Source organism: Verrucomicrobiales bacterium, assembly GCA_016793885.1.
Classification (GTDB): domain Bacteria; phylum Verrucomicrobiota; class Verrucomicrobiia; order Limisphaerales; family UBA11320; genus UBA11320.
On sequence record JAEUHE010000150.1, the window covers coordinates 60,379 to 79,189 of the forward strand.

Sequence of the window (18,811 nt, forward strand, 5' to 3'; positions counted from 1 at the left end):
CTCAGGTCGCAGCCTCGGGACGGCGCACCTCCGAGGCCGATTCCACCGACGTTGGTGGGGTGGAGGTTGGCTCGACGCCTTGAAGATTCGGCCCAAGGATGAGTTCCACGGAGTGTTTTCCCAAGTCATTGTGAAGGGGAAGCCAGTTTTCCTGCACCGCTTGGCCATCGAGATAAAGACCGGTTCTGCCATCGATACTGTCATCCGCACGCTTGGTGACCGTGATGTCGTAGAAAGTCGCGTGGTAGCGATACCGCATTTTCACCCCTGGCCACGACGCCGGGAGCCGCGGGCGTAGAATCAGCCGGTCTCCCTCCCTCCGAATTCCCAACAGGCTTTCCACCACACAGCGGTACATCCACCCCGCCGAGCCGGTGTACCAAGTCCATCCCCCTCGGCCGGAGTGAGGGGAGACCGCATACACATCGGCGGCCACAACATAGGGCTCGACCTTGTAGATCGCGATGCCTTCGGCGGTTTTGCCGTGATTCACCGGGTTCAGGAGGTGAAACAGTTCCCAGGCCCGATCGTTTTGGCCTAGCTGCGCGAGGGCCATCACCATCCAGATCGCCGCGTGCGTGTATTGCCCCCCGTTTTCCCGGACCCCCGGTACATAACCCTTGATGTACCCGGGGTTGGGCTGGGATGTTTCGAAGGGAGGATCGAAAAGCTGTATCAGCTTTGCCTGGGGCCGGACCAGCCGTTCGTAAACCGCCTGAAGCGATTGGACCGAGCGCGCGTAGTTGCCCGCTCCCGACAGTACCGACCAGCTCTGTGGCAACGAATCGATTTTGCACTCGAGGTTCTGCTGGGAACCCAGCGGCTGGCCGTCATCAAAGTAGGCTCTGCGGTACCACGAGCCATCCCAAGCATTGCGCTCGATGTTCTGCGCCAGGAGTTCCGCCTGGGAGGAGCAAAGTTCGGCGAAGACTGGATCGCCCCGCAACACCGCCAGTTTTCCAAATTGCCTCAGCACATCATAGAGGAAGAACCCTAACCACACGCTTTCTCCGCGCCCATGGATGCCGACCGCATTCAATCCGTCATTCCAATCCCCGCAGCCGATCAAGGGCAACCCGTGCTCGCCGAATCGAAGGCCATGGCGGATGGCGCGCACACAGTGCTCGTATAGACTGGCGCTCTCCGTCGACCTCTGTGGCAGATCGTAATAGCCCTCCTCCTCCGGCCGCAGGGCTCGAGCTTCCAGAAAGGGAATCATTTCGTCCAGGATACCGGTGTCATTCAGAGAGCGGACGTAACGACATGTGGCGAATGGGAGCCAGAGGTAGTCGTCGCTGAATTTCGTGCGCACGCCCCGCCCCATCGGGGGATGCCACCAGTGCTGCACATCGCCCTCGCGAAACTGACGGGAAGCCGCCCGCAGGATTTGTTCCCTTAGCAGGGCCGGTTCGGCGTGCACGAGCGCCATCGCATCTTGAAGCTGGTCGCGAAAGCCATAAGCTCCGCCGGACTGGTATAGGCCCGTACGGCCCCACATTCGGCAGCTGAGGGTCTGGTACAGCAGCCACCCATTGGCCATCACGTTGACGGCCGGATCGGGAGTCTCAACTTGGACGGCGCCCAGGGTTCGTTCCCAATAGGCTCTCACTTCCTGCAGTGTGGCTTTGGCCGCATCAGATCTCCGGAAGCGCTGGATCAGATATTGCACCTCCTCCAGGCTGCGGCCTGCACCCAATCGAAACGCCACCTCGTGTTCCTGCTGATCCGCCAGTTCAACCTCAACCTGCACGGCGGTGCAGGGATCCAGCCCGGCGCCAGTCCTTCCCGACAGCCCCGTCCGTTTGAGTGCCGCCGGCGCGCTCAGACGCCCGTGCCGCCCCAAAAACTCCTTACGATCGCAGGAGACGGAGCGCGTGGGTTCGCTGACGTCTACAAACGCGACGCGGCTTGCAAAGTCATTGCTGAAGAGGTTGCGAGCCAGAATGGCTCCAGTCCTAGGATCGATCTCCGTTCGCACATGCATGAGTGTCTGCGGTCGGAGGGCTCCGAGGACCCATTCCCAGTAGCCGAACACCGTCAGCCGGCGCGGCCTGCCCGACTCGTTGCGCAAACGCAGGGTGGTAAATTTGATGGGGGCGTCAGGTGCCACGAAAATGGTCAGCTCCGAGTGGATGCCCTGCTGCCGATGTTCGAAGGTGCTGTAACCAAATCCATGGCTAATGCGATAGCTCCCGCTTCCGCGCGTCGGCAAGGGGCAGGGGGACCAAAACTGCCCGGTCTCCTCATCGCGAATGTAAAATGCCTCTCCGCAGGGATCGGACACCGGATCGTTGCTCCATGGGGTCAGGCGGAATTCGTGGCTGTTCTCGAGCCAGGAGTAGCCCGCCCCGCTCTCGGACACCACCGTGCCGAAGTAGGCGTTGGCAATCACATTGATCCAGGGGGCGGGGGTGGTTTGCGGAAGCTGCGAACTGGCGCCTGCCTTGGTCTCTTGTGCAGGGGAGAACAACTGGGTCACGCTGTCGCGAATCTCGCTCTCGGCATGGTGGATCCAGCGCCGGGGTGTCGCGAACAGTCGAAACCGCGGATCTTTCGCGGTGTTTCCGTTGGGCCGAAAGGATGGTGGCAGGCTCAACGGCTCCAGAGGCATTCCCCCGGAAAGCACCATCAAGTATTCCTTCCCGTCCTCCGTGAAGCCGCCGAGGCCGTTGTCGAAAAGGCGTGGCAGCGGGCTGGAATCTTCGATGGTTTCGGGAGCGGCGGGCAGAATCGAAGACCGCAGGGCGGGCATCTCCGGCTCGAAACCCGCCCGGCGCTCGACCTGTTGGCTCAGGGATCCAGCGCCATCCGTTAGAATGATTCTCGCGGCCGCGTGCAGCAGCAAGCGGTCTTCGGCCGGGAGTTGCTCCGCCCGACGCACAAAGATGCCCCCGGGTTTGTCCAGCATCTGCGATTCGATTCCCGACTCAATAATCTGGATAATGCTGGCATGCGCTGATTGGTGATAGACCGAGGTGTCCTCGTTCAGGATGACGAGATCAGCCGCCAGCCCCTTGATGCGCCAATAGGCATGCGCCCGAATCACCTGTCTCAGAAGTTCCGTCTTGGTGCCGTCGCTCAGGACCAGCAACGCGATCGGAAGATCCCCGGAAACTCCCAGGCTCCAGAGGCCGCTCTGGTTTTTTCGGTTGTTGAGGAGGGTGGTGCGAGTGGTGCGCCGGGTTTCATCGGCATAGATCAATGAACTCGCCAGCGCGCTGAACAGACCGGCTTCTCCCCCCGTCACCCCCAAATTGCGCAGGGTGACCTGGCTTTCAGTCCAGGCCAGATCGACCAGCCGATCCGCCATTCGGTGAGTACGATACTTGTCTCCCAGCCTGATTGCCATCTCGCGAGTCTCGCCCACCCCAAAGATAGCCTCCACCCGCACCTTGGATTCCGCCGGCACCAGCAGCACGCCGCGAAGGGCCACCAGGGGATCAAGCACCGAGCCCACTGAGTTGGACAGGGCCCCAGCTGCGAGCATAGCGGCCGGCGCCGCCAAATCCCGGCCTCGACCTATGAATCGGGATCGGTCGGTTTCGTAGGAAAGGGATGACAATTCCTCGGCCGTCCCGATCAAGGAGTGGATGAACCAGATGGGTTTATCGCTGTCGGAGCGGCTCCGTCGCGTGCAGAGCAGGGACTGGCTGCTCTCGATAAACTCGGTCTGGACGAATAGATTGCTGAAAGCCGGGTGCGAAGCATCCGCAGATTGGGGCGCCAGAACAATCTCCGCGCAGGTGGTGACCTCGATCGACATCGGCTGGCTCGAATGATTGGCCAAGGTCAGACGGCGAAGCTCCACGTCGTCCTCGGGCGAGATACTGATTTCGAGGTGAATCTCCAGATCGCCCCGTCGCTGGCGAAACTCCGCGCGTCCCTGGTTAAAGGTAACTTCGTAAGTGCCCGAGGATTGGAGGGTGGGCTGGAAGGTGGCGGAGAACACGCTGCCATCGTCCAGATTTCTCAGGTAACAAAACGAGCCCCAGGCATCACGGGTCGCATCCTCTCGCCATCGCGTAAGAGCCAAATCCCGCCAGTGGCTGTAACCGCCCCCCGCTGACGAAATCATCAGATGATAGCGACCGTTCGACAGAAGGTGCACCTCGGGGCTCGGAAGGTCTGGTCGGGTAAAGACGCGCACTCCAGTATCGACTTCATCCTCGGTCAGCAACGGCACCGCCGACGCGACGGCTCCTTCCTCGGTGCCCAGCTTGGTCAGCGCCTTGGGGGTGCGCTCGTGAAGCAGGAGATCGACTGCTTTGAACATGGGGTCCGCGAGGAAGCGGCGTTGCATGGGCCGGTCTGCCAAGAGGTAGGTCAGGCTTAGCAGGCTCATCCCCGCGTGGTGAGCCATGTAGGATTTCACAATGGCCATGGTATGGCCGGGGGGCACTCGGGATGGCGTGTAGTCTATCGCTTCATAGAACCCGTAGTCGGACAAAGCTCCTTCCCGGGCGAGCCGCTCCAAGTTGAGAACCGCCTCCTCAGGAGCCACCATGAGGCCCATGACCGCCGCATACGGCGCCAGCACAAGGTCATCCGACAATCCGCGTTTGAAGCCCAGCCCAGGCACGCCGAAGGCCCGATATTGGTAGTTCCGATGCGCATCGGTGAGGTTGTAGCCGGATTCCGAAATTCCCCAGGGCACGCCACAGATCTTGCCGTAGCTGATCTGCGCATGGATGGCCGCCTGGTAGGTCCGATCCAGCAATGTGCCGTCGTAGGAGGGCATCACCAGCAACGGCATCAGATACTCGAAGACCGAGCCGCTCCACGAAACCAGGACGGGCTCGCCTCCAACCGACGCGAGCAGACGACCCAGCACGAACCAATGCTCCTGCGGAACCTGTCCCTGCGCGATGGCCACGAAGCTCGCCAGGCGGGCTTCCGACGCCAGGAGATCGTAGTGTCCTGCGTCAAAGCGATGCTCTCCCACATTGTAGCCCGTTCGGAACAGGTCGCGATCGACATCATATAAGAAGGCGAAATCCATGGACGCCATCTCCCGCGCCATCGCGGCGAGCTCGTCAAGCTCTCTCAAACGCTGCGCAGCCCTCTCCCGGACGGTCTCAGAGCTTCGCAACCGATGAGACCAATGCTCCGTCTGCTTTCGATCCCCGGACTTTCGGCTGCCCTCCAAGAGCGTGGAAAGCTTGGATTTGAGGCTGCTGTTCTCGCTCGCCAAGTCTCCCAGGGTCAGCATGCCTTCCAACTGGCGAAGCTCTCCGTCCAACTGTGGATCGAACGCCGGCTCCGCGGTGTGAAAGAGCCATGGAGCGAACCATTCCAATTCGTGCAGGTGCGCCTGAGCCTCGCGGAGAAACGCGGCACTCCAGAACGAGGCTTCCTCGGATCGAGACGACAAGTCGACGACCGCCTTTTCCGCCACGATAACTAATCGCCGCAGCAGGTGAGCCGCCGCGCCCGGGTCCGCCGGCGGGGAGTCCAGGGAAGCGAGGAATGGCTGCAGGTAAGCCGGTCCCCCCGCCGCTTCATAGAGGAGGGCCAACGTATCGCGCAGGCCGACGAAGATCTGGGCCCCTACCGGCTTGGCCGCGCGCCCTTCCTCTAGCCCTGCCGCGAGGACCATAAGACATCCGGCGAGATTGCCGCTATCTACTGTCGAAACATAATGCGGCAATAGCGGTTTCAGAGTGCGCGTATCGTACCAATTATAGAGGTGTCCCCGGTATCGTTCCAGTCCGCGCAGCGTGCCCAGGGTCCGGCGACAGTGTTCGACCAGCTGCCCTTGAGAGAGATAACCAAGGTCGACCGCGGCGAGGTTCGAGAGCAGCCCCAGGCCGATGTTGGTGGGGGAGGTCCGTGAGGCCACCAAGGGAGCGGGGATCTCCTGGTAATTGTCAGGGGGAAGCCAATGCTCCTCCTGACTCACGAACGTTTCGAAGAACCGCCACGTCCTGCGGGCGCTGTGGCGGAGGAACGTGTGCTGCGTAGGGCTTAGCCGGATGGGACGGGTGGCGATCGGCAGGCTGATCCACCAGGCGGCCCACGGTGCGACGATCCAGGTCAGCCCGATGAGGGACTGAGGCAACTGGACGGGCAGGGAGTTGGCATACTCCAACACGAGCACCGCCACTCCCAGGACCGGGCAAATCCACATGCTCAGATAAAAACCGGCCCGGTCGGTGCGCGCGTTACGTTCCGCATCGCTGGAGGTCTGCCACTCCAGCAGACGCTTGCCGGTGAATAGCACTCGGGCCATCGTTCGGCCCACGGCATCCAGACTCATCCAGGCATCGTAGGGAAGAAATAACACTGTAAGGGATGTTTGAGCGAGCATGCGGAGCGAACCGCGCCCCACCGAAGCGAAATGCATCGCCCAGGGCCATTCCGCGGATTTGCGCCATGCGTCCCGAACCACTGTCAAAAACCCGGGCAAAAACAAGATGACGAGGGCCAGAGTCAGGCCTAGCTCCGGACGATGGGGTGCCAACCAGCCGCCTCCGACCATCAGGATCAGCAAGCTCAGTGGGACCACGCTTCGACGCAGATTGTCGAATATTTTCCAGCGGGACAGAGCGGAAATGGGATTGAGGATCCTTCGGGCGTCCGAGCCGGGAACACGGGGAAGCAGCCACTGTGAAATCTGCCAATCCCCGCGGATCCAGCGATGTCGGCGGTTCACGTCGGCGTTGTAACGAGAGGGGTGCTCCTCATAGAGCTCCACGTCGCTGACCAGGGCCGAGCGCGCGTGCACCGATTCGATCAGGTCGTGGCTGAGAATGCTGTTTTCGGGGAAGCGACCCTTCATCGCCTGCTCAAATGCATCCACGTCATAAATGCCCTTCCCAATGAAGGAGCCTTCTCCGAAGACATCCTGGTAGACATCCGAAACCGCTCGGGTGTAGGGATCGATGCCGGCGTCGCCTGCGAAGAGCCGCACGAACCAGGATTTGGCCGCGCTCGGCAGGCTTACCCCTACGCGCGGCTGCAAAATGCCATATCCCTCGACCACAATCCCCTGGTTTGGATCCAGGCGCGGACGGTTGAGTGGATGCGCAATGGTCCCGATTAGCTTCCTCGCCGCATCGCGTGGAAGCTGGGTGTCAGTGTCCAGTGTGATAACGTACCGAATCGTCGGCAGCCGTTCGATGGATCCTACGATCGTGGAGAACCGCTCCAACCCATGGCCGCGCAGAATCGCGTTGAACTCGGCGAGCTTGCCTCGTTTTCTCTCGTAGCCCATCCAGGTGCCCTGAACCGCATTCCATCGGCGAGGGCGATGAAACAAATAGAAGATGCCGGGACGGTCGGCCTGGTATTTCGCATTCAGGAGTTCCACTCCGGAATGAATCCGTGCCACGAGTTCTGCGTCGCCCTGAACCGTTTCGCTCGCAGCATCTCGAAAGTCGGTCAGCAGGGCGAAGTAAACCTGGCGGTCACGGTTGGCGAGATAGTGTATCTCGAGTGTTTCCAGCAGCTGATCGGCTGTTTCCGTGCTCGTCAGCAGGGTTGGCACCACCACCATGGTGGTCGAGCGCTCATCCACCCCGTTAGAAAAATCCATCCTGGGCAGCAGTCTCGGTTTGACCACCATGGTTGACAAGGCGTTCATCAACGCGATCGCCAACTGACTCGAGGCGAGAACCGTCGTGCCGCCGAACAGCAGAACTTTCCACCACGGACTTTCGGAGTCCTGGGCTGCCATAACGCCGTACGCGCTCATCAGCAGCACAATGAACGCGCTGCCGCCCAAGTAGTATTTTAGGGGATGATCTCGGATCAGACGCTCGAGCCTTAGCTTGAGGGGCAGGGAGGCTTGGAGTCGATGTTCGAGCTGGCGGCGGCCCCTGTCCGCCAGGTGGAACCCCACATGCTGATCGCGATCGCCGCTGCCTGCGCGGGCGGACTCGATCGCCATGTGCGCCACCTGTGGCTCGTTGGATCCGCTGTGACGCGCGATTTGTTCCACACAGTGGCGATAATGATCGCGCGTCGCAAAATCCATGCTGGCATAGACCCCGGCCGGATCGTTCCGCAATTCGCGCTCCACATGACTGAGCGTTTCCACAAATTGACGCCAATCATATGCCCCCAGAAAACGCAGGCTGGAGATCGAGCGGCTAACGGAAGCTTGATCTGAGGTTTGGTCGCGGCTTTCCTTGAGAATCATCTCCTCGACGGAAGTTCCGTTTTGCGCAATTCGCTGTTCCAGCCAATGCCGGGCGAAGTGCACGGCTGGATCCAGCCGGGAGACGCGTTGGCAGAACTGGGCCACGAAGGCGCTGTGAAAGGAAAGCTTGGATTGGGCCATTTCGGCGACGACGACCAGCAAATCAGAAGGGTTGGTCGTCAGGACTTTTTCCAGACGGTCGGCCCAAGCGTCCGCCAGGTCGCGTTCATGTCGACCGATCGTGACCCGCGCACTGATTCTCCTCAGGTTCTCGATCAGCCCCAGGCGAAGCATGATCGGCACCGCCCACAGCTCGCCCAACGTGAGGGGGAGCTCTGGGCGATAGGCCGCGACGAAGCTAATCAATAGCTCGGAATCGACCTGCGCATCCGTGTGCGCCAGGAACTCCAGCATTAAATCGTAAATTCGGGGAAGACCGGCTGAGGGGCCCGCTGACAGGGCTGGAAGCTCCTTGCTGTAGCTGCTAGGCAGATGTCGTCGCGCCAGGGTGATTTGCTCACTGATCAGTCCCAGGTTGTCCAGCAACCACTCGGCCGCCGGCGTCATCACCCGCACTTGCCTTACTCCTAGGGAAGCGCGGTTAAAAGTGCTGAGCGCTGCTTCATTCGCATCCAGGCGGCGGAGCAGATGGCTCGAGCGCGTCTGTTTGCCCACTCGGTGAAGCCGGGCCATGGTGCCGGCTCGCGCCTCCAGTTCGTCCCTGCCGAGCAGTTCCCCCCGAAGTGGGGGTTCGAGCGGCTGAGAGAAGCGAGGAAGCCACGACCGAAGGGTGGTCATCCATATGGAGAAAGTGGATTGCATCCAGTACTGCGCTCGGGGTCAGCCGCCAGGGCTTGTTCTTCCTTCGCGGTGGCTGGCACTTTCCGTCAACTCCACACTGGATCGCCTCCCTCGCTGTTCCTAAATCGAAACCAGGCTTCCGCTTCTAGCCAATGTTGGGAGCCTTCGCCGGGCACATCCCCACGTTCCAGCGAGAGCCGCTGGGCCAGTGCTCTCACATCTTCGGGGCTCACTAAACCGTTTTGGTAATAGTCGGCAGGATAACAGTTGTTCGTGTTCATACTCGTTCCTTCAGCAGGAACCGCGCCGGACATCGCTGGTTTCGGTAAAGCCAACAATACAAGGCATCTAGCAAGTGAGGGAAAGAGGCCGCGGAAAGAGTTTATGCAAATTGCAATGGCTCATCGCGAGGTGCATAAGCATCCTGAAAGGTGGGCTCCCCGTTGGTCCGCGCCGCCGCGTCTGAGGCCTAAAATAATGAAGGGAGCTGCAGTAGCTGCAGCTCCCTAGCATTCTCGCGACCTGCGGGCTGTGGGCGGAGGTGAGACCCAATACGAGCGGCTGAGTTGAGCTGCTCTACTGAGTCGGCTTCTTGAGCGAGATCTTGTTATCAACCTTTTTGACGCCGGCCACCTTCTCCGTGATTTCGCCGGCCTGGTCCTTCTGAGCCTCCGAATCGACAAAGCCGCTGAGTTGGACGTGGCTGTGGAAGGTGGAGACAATCACCCCGTCATATTTGTACTGGGGATCGGTCGCAAGCGCGGCTTTAACCCGAGTGGTGATGGTGCCGTCTTCGCGGTTTTGCTCGGCTGTTCGATCGCTGCTCGCATTGGTCATGCAACCGGTCCAGAGCCCGGTGCTCAGGAGGATACTGGAACTGGCTAGAAGGGAGAGAAAATTGGGGGAGCATTTCATGGGGAACCTATTTATGGTTGAGGTGATGATGTTTTTTTACTTGTGAGTAATCTTTAGCAGCGTACGTGCCAGCGGTGGTGTCCCGACGAATGCTCAGTCCAACCGCGACTGATTGGCTTTCAACAATAAGGTGGATTCGACCAAGGACCTGAGCTCATCAATCGAAAATGGTTTCTGCAGCCGTTTGGCTTGTATCCGGAAGGGAATCCGCGCATCGGCTGACATGAGAATGAACGGGGGCGGGTTACCTCGCTCCACGATCCAGTCCATAAACTCTAGTCCGGTGCCGTCGGGAAGGTGGTAGTCCGAAATAATCAGGTTGTAGCTTGATTTTTCGGAGGCGTAGAGTTTTGCCTCATCGAGCGTGGCAGCCGTGACCGCCGACCATCCCCACCCGGCGAACGTTCTCCAAAGAATGCGGCGGAGAGCCGGATCATCCTCCAGAATCAGGATGCGAGGCGTCCTGCCGGATGTCACGTCCTGCCGGTGCGTCTCCAAGGTGAGTAGATCGGGCGAGAGTTCCATAGGTTATCGAGGTTGATGTGATCGTTGATTCATCGGCGTTCGTGACCTGTGTCGGGTCTCAAACCGCGCCAAGCATCCTTAGCTGGTGGTGTGCCATGAGTCCGCCGAGCGGAGCGTGCAGTTATGGACCCTGATAAGATCCCCTCGGGCCTGAGACGCTTGCATTTCGCCCGGTCGGTTCGCCGGACCATGCAAAGCGCTCTGCAGCTTAAGCATCGGACGTCCGCTGGCCGTGCTTCCCGTCTCGGCACGATTCCGGCTTTTGCATGGCATGACTCTGAAGCCTGCGAACGGGAAAGGCGCATGCCTCGCGCAGCGTCCGGCGGTGATTGGGAATCGCCGCAACCTTTCAGCCTGTGCGCCCACCGCTTCCTGAACCACGCCGGGTGGGGGCGGACGCTGCTCCTCCCCGAGGTTGCACGGTCGGCGCCACGGAAGGGCAGGAGACCCGCGGTGGACCGTCCGCTTCCGTCCGCTCCGCGGGAAAGCGATGGCGACGCGTCGCCTTTCGGGTGTTGCTCGTGGTCCTAGTGCTGGAGTTGGTTTATGTGGTCGGCGCGAATCTTTATTTGAATTCCGCCTCCCTTCAACGACTCGTGAATCGGCGTCCTGAGCGATTCTACATGAGCTGGACGGAGGCGCGCACCTGGATCCCTGGTGTCATTTCATTGAAGGGTGTTTCGCTGAGTGGCAGAAGCTCGAAGGACGTGTGGTATTGCTCGCTCCGCGAGTGTGCCTTTGATGTTGATCTGGTGCCGCTCCTGGGGCGGCGCGTGATCTGTGAGACTCTAACGGCTTCGGGAGTCGATTTTCGACTGCGCCATCCTCGTTCTGGGGATGGCAGTGCGGCACGTCCGGGACAACCACCCATTCCTCCCTTGCTGGCTGAACCGGCGGCAACCAACTCCGCCATTACCTCGGCTTCGTGGTACATCGGGATAGAGTCGGTGCAGCTCCAGCGGGTGGATCAGATCTGGATCGCGGGTTTACGCGTGACTGGATCCGGGGAGATTACTGGCGCGGTCAGCTTCCTGACCCGGGGGGATTTCGAGGCGCGCGTCGATGCGTGGCGAGTCCGACGCGGAGATGTAGGCATCAGCGGTGCGACCGTCTCAACAAATGCCGGCATCAACCTCAGCGGCCGGCTCGGCCCGCTGGTGTTTGCTGACTCGCGCGGAGACCAGATCTACAATCATCTTGACGCCCGACTGGAGATCCAGGGCGATTTGATCGACATGGGACAGGTGGGTGGACGCGTTGACCCCTCCTCGAACATCCGGCTGGGAGGCGCGGGCACTCTGGATGCTTCGATTCAGGTGATCGGAGGGGTTTATTGGCCAGGATCCCGACTTGAGATCCACTCGCCTCAGCTGATCCTCACGACGGGCAGCTATTCCTGGCGTGGACCCGCGAGCGTGATCGATCAGATCGAGTTGGCTCCCGATCAGCGCCCGCGGGCTCGTTTGGAGTTGGAGGAGACCCAGCTGGAGCTTTGGCATCTCAACACGCGGGTGGATGGGGCCATCGGGCCTCGGTTGTCGCTACAGTCCATCGCCCATGACCTTCGTCTCGTGGGTCGGTTCGCCGACGCGGACCTGCACATGCAGGTATCACCCATGCGGTTTCCGGACGCCAGCAGGTTGAATGCATATTTGCCCCGGCCGTTGTCCCGGGTATTTCAGAGCGGCGATGTGCTCGCCATGGTTCAGTTACAGCGCACTCCCGATCAAGGGCTCGAGGGGCGGATCGAGTTGGAAGGCGATGACCTCGCCGTGCTGCTCGCCTCGAAAGAGTATCGGGTGGATGCCCGTCTTTCCGCGCGGTTCTCCGCCGGTCCGGCAGCGGAGGGACGATTTGATCTCTCCGAGACCACCCTTCAGCTCACCAATGTATCTACACCCCGACTCTCGACCCGATCGCTCGCCCCTTGGAGCGCCACAGTAGAGCTCTATCGAGGTGATTTGACTCTCCGCGAGCCGTGGAGTTTGCAAGCCGGCGTTCGTCTGAGCATGCATGATACACGGCCGGTGCTGGCGGCGCTCCGGTCGCTGCCCGACACGCCGGGCTGGCTGCGCTGGGTCCCGACCATCAGCAATCTGAATGGGCAGTTCGATTTGGGGGCCTCCAAGGAAAGCCTCACCCTGCACCGTCTGGCACTGGTTGGCCGCGGAACGGACATTCGGGCAGAGCTGGATTGGATCGACGAGAAGGTGTTGGGCTTGATCTATGTGCGCTACGGATTGATCGCCCTCGGCCTGGAGCTTTTGGAGGAAGATCGGGATTGGCATCTCCTTGGTGCGAAGCGCTGGTACGAAAGGCGGACCCAATCCTCCGAACCATGAGCCGACCTCGGTTTCCACGAGGGAAATTCTCGCGGGCATGTGATTTGCTGGAGTCCCTTCGTTAGCGGAGGCTGTACTCCGCGAATAAGGCCACCGCGGCTTTGCAGTGGATCTCAACAACAACAACAACAACCTGAACTGTTACCGAACAGCCTCCTTTTATGAACAAGCAACTCGATCCTCAGTGGTGGACGCCCGTCTACAACTCGTCCTGGGAGCGCGTGAAAGCTGCCTTCAAGCGCGATTGGGATCAAACCAAACATGACTTCGGTGGCAAGGAACCTGACACCGATCAGGACGTCAACAACACCGTGGCTCAGGCCGTCGGCAAGGAGCCCATTCCTCCCCGCGGCGCGCCCACTTTCGAGGAGGCGGAGCACGGTTATCGCTTTGGCTATGGCGCGCGGCAACACTACGGGAAGCGCTATCCTGCCTGGGATGAGAAACTAGATGCGCAACTGAAAAACGACTGGGAATCGGGCGGTGCCGACCCCGAGCGGTCGTATGAACAATATCGCCACCAAATCCGCCGCGGCTGGGATTATGAGGAACCCTGAGTCTTTGATTTGAATATCAGAGAGGCGGAAAGGCGCGCGCCTCTGCGGGGTGCGCCTTCCGCCGGTTGTCGAGTCATGAAAACCTTTGCCTGTGGCTCTTGTGGCGGGGTCATTTTTTTCGAGAATGACCGCTGTGTGCGCTGTGGTCACACTCTGGGTTTTCTACCCGCCCAGATGGAGCTCGCGACCTTCACGCCCTTCCCGGATGGATCATGGTCTCCCGCGGGAGGTGCGGCGCAGGGGAGAAAGTTCCAGCTGTGTTCGAACGGTCGGATTCACTCGGTGTGCAATTGGTATTTGGAAGCCGATGATCCGGGAGAGCTATGCTACTGCTGTCGTTTGAACCTCATTATTCCCGACCTCAGCGTTGCCGGAAACCTGGAGCACTGGCACCAGCTTGAAATCGCGAAACGTCGCCTGGTTTATTCATTGCTCAACCTCTCCCTGCCGACGTCCGGTTTTGCAGCGTCCCGCCACCAGTGGCCCGCGCTGCGTTTCCAGTTCATGGCCCAACTGCCGGGTGGCCCGCCGGTACCCACCGCTCATCAACAAGGCGTGATCACCGTGGACCTTGCCGAGGCCGACCCTGTGGAGAGGGAGCGTCGTCGGAAACATCTCCACGAACCCCAGCGCACGCTGCTCGGCCATTTTCGTCATGAGTCCGGCCATTACTATTGGGGGGCTCTGATTGCGGGATCGGATTGGGCAGGGCGGTTTCGAGCTCTTTTTGGCGACGAAACCGCCGCCTACGATTCCGCGTTGGGCGCTTACTATGCCAACGGACCGTCGCCTGGTTGGGAGGCGCGCTTCATCAGTGCTTATGCGAGTTCTCACCCTTGGGAGGATTGGGCCGAAACTTGGGCTCATTATCTGCATATGATCGATCTGATCGAAACGGGGCAAAACTATCGCATCCATCCGGAGGTGCCCGAGCCAATCAACGTCCGCTCGCCGACGCTCGTTCCGGCAGATCCCGGCCAATCATTTGATGAAATGTTGGACCGGTGGTTCCCGCTGGTCGCAGCGACGAACTCCCTGAATCGGTCCATGGGCTTGCCCGATCTCTATCCCTACGTCATGGCCAGCACCGTCATCGAAAAAATTCGCTTTGTGCACGAATTGGTTAAGGCGCGAAGTTCCGAAAGTCGTTCGCAAGCGGCGCCCCAGACTGAGGAGACCACTACGTCTCCTTCGGCGAATGAGGGGACGGAGTTGCAGTCTGCAACGACATCGCCAGAAAAACCGCATTCCGCACCGAAGTCTGAATCAGCGCAGCGGTGCGTCGATTCCTTAATGCCTTGAGGCGGATGTTGTTCTGGAAATCGGCCCCGCTGGCACCCTCCTAGCTATATCTAACACGTACCTCCACCCAGTGGGAAACAATCTCGGGCGGGAGCGCAGTCAACAGCAAACTCAAAGCGGAAAGAACTAATTAATATGAGCAACAAATCCGTGTTTTGCATCGTGAATTCGGGTGTGCAAGCCTCTCAGATTGTGGAACGCCTCAAACGGGATGGCTTCACCAGCACCGACATCTCCGTACTATTTCCCGACAAGACAGGCACACGCGACTTCGCGTTAGAAAAAGGAACCAAAGCACCCGAGGGCGCGGTCACCGGGGTCAGCACGGGCGCCGTTCTTGGTGGTGCCTTGGGATGGCTGGCGGGCATCGGAGCCTTGGCCATTCCCGGCGTAGGTCCGTTTGTCGCAGCTGGTCCCATCGCAGCTGCCCTGAGCGGTGCCGCCGTTGGCGGCGCTGTCGGCGGAATCGCGGGATCGCTCATCGGCATGGGCATTCCTGAATTTGAAGCCAAGCGCTACGAAGGAAAAGTGAAGGAGGGCGGCGTGCTTCTGTCAGTCCATACTGATTCTTCCGAACAAGTGAAGCGTGCCAAGAAAATCTTCGAAGAAGCCGGTGCGGAAGATATTTCGACCGCCGGGGAAGCCGGCGTAGAGGCCGAGCGCAGGCCAGTCGTGAGATGATTTGGATTCTCTGAACCGCAGCTGGTTCTCCAACAGCTGGCGGAGCAGATAGGAATCCATCGAGGACGGTTCTGTGTTGGTGCTACCCACGGAGCCGTCCTTCTCATTGAGCCTTGAGCAGGTCAATCCAAAAGCGACAGCCTGCTCCCGCTGCGGATTGCAGTCCGACCTGTCCCCCCATGCGCTCGACGCCCTTCCGCACGATGGACAGTCCTATCCCGGTTCCCGGATAACGACCTCCATACAACCGTTCAAACACTCGGAATATTCGTTCCTGGTGCTCGAGAGCGATGCCGATTCCGTTGTCGCAAACCCATAGGCGAATCCGTTCCGGCGAGGCCGGAGCATCCGTTCCAGCCGGAGGGCTGGCCGGCACCGTGTCCACCGAAATGACGATAGTTGGCCGTACTCCGGGTGCCACAAACTTTATGGCATTGCTGAGCAAATTTGCCAGGCACTGGCTTAAGGCTGATTCGTGAGCGAGAGCGACGGGCAATGTTCCGTTCACCTGGATGCGTGCCCCCGTCTCTGATATCTGTGCGGCGAGCTGATGGCAGGCTGAATCCAGGGCCTTTCTCACTTCCACCTTCTCAAGTTTCATCTCCGCCTGACTGATCTGGCCGTAGGCCAGAAGATCCAGTAGCAGTCGATCCATGAATTCGGAACCCTCCTTGATGCGACGCAGATAATCTTGTCCGGTGTCGTCTAAACGAGCGGCGTGATCTTCCATCAATAGCTGGGAGAAGCTGGCCATGGTACGCAGGGGGGCTCGAAGATCGTGAGCAATCGAGTAGACGAATGCTTCCAGTTGCTCGTTGCTGTTTTCGAGGGCCGCCGTTCGCTCCTTCACCCGACGCTCCAACTCGGCAGCATGGGTGCGCAGGTGGCGCTCGGCATTTCTTTGTGGGGTGACGTCCCGGAACACCACCACGCCACCCACCGCCTCCCCGTCCGCGTTGCGCAGTGGAGCGGACGTATCGTCGACCGGAATCTGGGTGCCCGTTCGAGATACCAACAGACAGCGCTCCTCCAAGCTTACCGGAGTGCTCCGGGCGAGCTCCCTCCGCGTGGGATCTGACGCCGGCTGGTGCGTGGTCTCGTTGACAACTTGAAACACTTCTCGCAGAGGCCGGCCGACGGCCTCCGCTTGGCGCCAACCCGTAAGATCTTCTGCGACGGGGTTGAGATACGTTACGCAGCCGTGCACATTGGTAGTGATCACTCCGTCTCCAATGCTTTGCAACGTGGTCTGCAATAACTCCCGGTTTTCGGACAGCGCCCGTTCGTGGCGACGAACGGAGCGGGCGGCGGACCAGAGCAGCGCGATCAGCAGCCCCACTTCCACAACCGTTCTGAGAGCCGTTCCGAAGGCAGTGTCGACCAGCCCGGCTTCCTGGATCGACACCCGCAGCCAGCCCAGAGCGAACGGCGTGATCACGATGAACGGAACAAGACGTCGGATCAGCAATCCCCCCGATCCCCGATCGAAGGCCATCCGAACAGGATCGCGCTCGGGAACGCAGCCAACTACACCTAATCCGAGAGCCAGAATAAAGGAGGCGGTCTGGATCGCGATCCCAGTAAGCCGCGGAATGGAGAACATCAAATCCGCTCCGTAAAAGTGGCCCGTTAAGGACAAGGACGCGATGGCAGCCGCCGTGGTGCCTAAATACACGGGCCAATTCCGAGCCCATGACTCGAAGGTCAGCCAAAGCGTTGCGGTGCCCAACAGAAGAAAGGAGGTGGAGGCGGGAAGCCCCATTCGGCCTGGCGATGCCGTGGCTCGGGCTCCCGGGTCCTCGTGAAAAAGGAGGGTGTCGATGCCCAGATCCCAGCCGATGAGGTGTTCCAGCAGTGTCAAGCCTCCGAGCGCCATGACGACGAACGACAGGCTGCGAATGGCCAGCCGGAAGCCAGGTCGGAGGACAAGAAGCAGCAGGCAGGCACCCGCGCACGCGGAGGCAATCGCGGCATTCGCTTTCATGGTGATCCCGCTGGCCTCCCAATCCGCGAGCCTTTGGATCCCGGTGGCCCATCCCGCCAACGTGACCAGCGCCCCTGCCAGGGCATATCCACCCAACCCAGCCACCACGAGACGGACCGTCGCTGCTGGCGGGGGGGTAGAGACGAGACGACCCCACCAGCTTCCAGCCGCCTTCGCGCCGGTTGTTTCGGGCAGGCGGCTCATCCTATCGGTTCAAGGAACCTTGATCCCCTGGCACCCGTCGCGCCTCGCGCACGAATCGATGCCAATCCTGCAAGGCACGTGCGAACGCCACCAAACCGTCCATACTACCCGGCTTCACCACGTAGCTATTGGCTCCCAACCTATAGGCACGCTCAATGTCGGAGCTGCGGGTGGACGAGGTGAACAAATGAACGATAAGCGGTCGGAGTGATTCGTTGCTGCGGAGTCTCTGCAGCACCTCGAATCCGTCGAGGCGTGGCAGGTTCACATCCAATAACACGAGCTGAGGAAAGGGAAATGTGGACCGATCGCTATATGACCCACTGCCGCCGAGATAAGCCAATGCCTCGGCGCCGTCCGGCACCGACTGCATGGTGCATTTGACGGCCGCCCTTATGAAGGCCTGCCTCAGCAATGTCACGTCGTTTTCCTGATCCTCGGCTAAGAGTATCTGGAGTTCGGAATTCATGGCTGCATGGTTCTCATGCGACGCACTCATTGACGCGGGGCCCAAAACGGTGCGAGACCTGAGGCGAGGCTGGATCGAGCCGCCACTGGTCATCGACCAGGTAGGCGTACTCGTAGCGACCGGGAGCCAGGGGGACAGTGGTGAACCAAGTACCGTTGGGTGCGCGATCCATCACGAGGGAATGATTTTCCCAGCCCGTGAAAGTTCCAATTAAGCGCACCCGTTCCGCTTCTGGAAAGGAAGCTACGAAGAAAACAAACACATCGTCGCGATGGGATACTTCCACTCCGTCCCGGCTTGGATCTTCCTCAGTGGGCTGAATCCACCGCGGCCGGGCTACCCAGCGTGGAACGTCGGTAGTCGTAGGTTTGTTCATAAATGTCTGCGTTTAAGAATTGGAGATACACACAGTGACCGCCATAGTCGTCGCATTCCTCCAGCAAAGCTGGTGCCACTGGTCTCTTTGATCGCCCGGCTCTTGAATTGCAACAGTTTGGAACAATTGGGCTTCTCCGATTCTTGCATTCTGCACGGTGGATCAGGCGGAGCGGGTCACGGGCGGGTCTCGACCCAGTTCCCGCCAGTCTCGAGTCCTCCAGGCTCAACATCGCTAGTCAGTGGATGATTTCCGCTAAGGCGGCCATCCAACCTGGCAGCCATCCTCGAACGCGGGGCGCGTTCACAGTGGGGGGCGGCTGATCTTCCCCCGGCTGGTCCAGGGCATTAGGATCCTCGCCAGGCGAGAGTCCCCCAGCAGTCGCAGCGGGGGTGGGCGGCTGCTCTGCCTTCTTGTCGTCCACCAAGCCTTGGATGTCATCACGCGAGGCGAAATCCCAATTGCAGGGGAGACTTGCCCAGCCACAGAGTGCGAAGTTGGGTGTATTCATAGGC

Annotated in this window: 12 protein-coding genes; 4 read left to right on the forward strand and 8 right to left on the reverse strand. The window is 60.2% G+C overall.

Annotation, left to right across the window (positions count from 1 at the left end):
• Position 1 precedes the first annotated feature (1 nt).
• From JNN07_17080 to JNN07_17095, 4 genes are all read right to left on the reverse strand, one after another.
• Entirely contained in the window at positions 2-8,938 is an 8,937-nt protein-coding gene (locus JNN07_17080; protein ID MBL9169457.1) for a hypothetical protein, read from the reverse strand.
• Positions 8,939-9,027: 89 nt separating this feature from the next.
• Positions 9,028-9,222, reverse strand: coding sequence for a DUF2934 domain-containing protein (locus JNN07_17085; GenBank protein ID MBL9169458.1), 195 nt, complete (start codon positions 9,220-9,222; stop codon positions 9,028-9,030).
• 295 nt (positions 9,223-9,517) lie between these two features.
• The gene (locus JNN07_17090; protein ID MBL9169459.1) at positions 9,518-9,856 is read right to left on the reverse strand and encodes a BON domain-containing protein; all 339 of its coding nucleotides are present in this window, start codon (positions 9,854-9,856) and stop codon (positions 9,518-9,520) included.
• A gap of 93 nt (positions 9,857-9,949) precedes the next feature.
• Positions 9,950-10,381 carry a response regulator gene (locus tag JNN07_17095; protein MBL9169460.1) on the reverse strand — a complete coding sequence of 144 codons (432 nt, stop codon included), beginning with the start codon at positions 10,379-10,381 and terminating at the stop codon, positions 9,950-9,952.
• A gap of 356 nt (positions 10,382-10,737) precedes the next feature.
• Here JNN07_17095 and JNN07_17100 point away from each other — a divergent pair, with 356 nt between their 5' ends.
• From JNN07_17100 to JNN07_17115, 4 genes are all read left to right on the forward strand, one after another.
• Positions 10,738-12,723 (forward strand): hypothetical protein, encoded by a 1,986-nt coding sequence (locus JNN07_17100; protein MBL9169461.1) that lies wholly within the window; start codon positions 10,738-10,740, stop codon positions 12,721-12,723.
• Positions 12,724-12,884: 161 nt separating this feature from the next.
• Entirely contained in the window at positions 12,885-13,280 is a 396-nt protein-coding gene (locus JNN07_17105) for a hypothetical protein (protein ID MBL9169462.1), read from the forward strand.
• 75 nt (positions 13,281-13,355) lie between these two features.
• Positions 13,356-14,582 (forward strand): putative zinc-binding peptidase, encoded by a 1,227-nt coding sequence (locus JNN07_17110; protein ID MBL9169463.1) that lies wholly within the window; start codon positions 13,356-13,358, stop codon positions 14,580-14,582.
• A gap of 135 nt (positions 14,583-14,717) precedes the next feature.
• Positions 14,718-15,263, forward strand: coding sequence for a DUF3341 domain-containing protein (locus JNN07_17115; protein MBL9169464.1), 546 nt, complete (start codon positions 14,718-14,720; stop codon positions 15,261-15,263).
• A 103-nt stretch (positions 15,264-15,366) separates the two neighbouring features.
• On the opposite strand, the gene JNN07_17120 is transcribed toward JNN07_17115, so the two are convergent.
• The 4 genes from JNN07_17120 to JNN07_17135 all read right to left on the reverse strand — a co-directional run bounded on the left by JNN07_17120 (position 15,367) and on the right by JNN07_17135 (position 18,807).
• A complete protein-coding gene (locus JNN07_17120; GenBank protein MBL9169465.1) occupies positions 15,367-17,451 on the reverse strand; it encodes a PAS domain S-box protein in 2,085 nt (694 codons plus the stop codon).
• Between the two features lies 1 nt (position 17,452).
• On the reverse strand, positions 17,453-17,920 hold the full coding sequence (locus tag JNN07_17125) for a response regulator (GenBank protein ID MBL9169466.1): 468 nt from the start codon (positions 17,918-17,920) through the stop codon (positions 17,453-17,455).
• Between the two features lie 13 nt (positions 17,921-17,933).
• Positions 17,934-18,296, reverse strand: a complete 363-nt coding sequence (locus JNN07_17130) for a glycogen-binding domain-containing protein (protein MBL9169467.1) — start codon at positions 18,294-18,296, stop codon at positions 17,934-17,936.
• Positions 18,297-18,534: 238 nt separating this feature from the next.
• Positions 18,535-18,807, reverse strand: coding sequence for a hypothetical protein (locus JNN07_17135; protein MBL9169468.1), 273 nt, complete (start codon positions 18,805-18,807; stop codon positions 18,535-18,537).
• Positions 18,808-18,811 lie beyond the last annotated feature (4 nt).